The organism is Sphingobacterium bovisgrunnientis (genome assembly GCF_009829085.1).
In the GTDB taxonomy this organism is placed as follows: domain Bacteria; phylum Bacteroidota; class Bacteroidia; order Sphingobacteriales; family Sphingobacteriaceae; genus Sphingobacterium; species Sphingobacterium bovisgrunnientis.
In genome coordinates this window covers 1-308 of sequence record NZ_WUQY01000260.1, presented here as the reverse complement: position 1 = coordinate 308, position 308 = coordinate 1, and the positions used below count along the sequence as shown (strand labels likewise).

At 42.9% G+C, this 308-nt stretch carries 1 protein-coding gene; it reads left to right on the top strand.

Going from position 1 to position 308, the window contains the following annotated elements; genetic code table 11:
* A partial coding sequence (locus GOQ16_RS18620; protein ID WP_160070469.1) for a hypothetical protein occupies nucleotides 1-308 on the top strand: 308 nt, incomplete at both ends.

Genomic DNA, 308 nt, shown 5'->3' with positions numbered 1-308 from the left:
GAATGAGGTGTTGCAAGCACTTGAAGAGGTAGTTCAAGAGGGTAAGGCTGATGAACAGGAGCCATCAACATCGAAGGCTCCAACTCCAGTCAAAGCCTATGTACCTCCTATTCCCTTTCCTCAGAGGCTCCAGAAGCATAAACTAGACATTCAATTTGGTAAGTTCCTGGAGGTGTTTAAAAAGTTACACATCAACATTCCGTTTGCAGATGCTTTGGCTCAAATGCTGAGTTATGCAAAGTTCATGAAGGATATTCTTTCCAACAAAAGGAATCTTAAAGATCATGAAACGGTGATGTGGTCGGCAG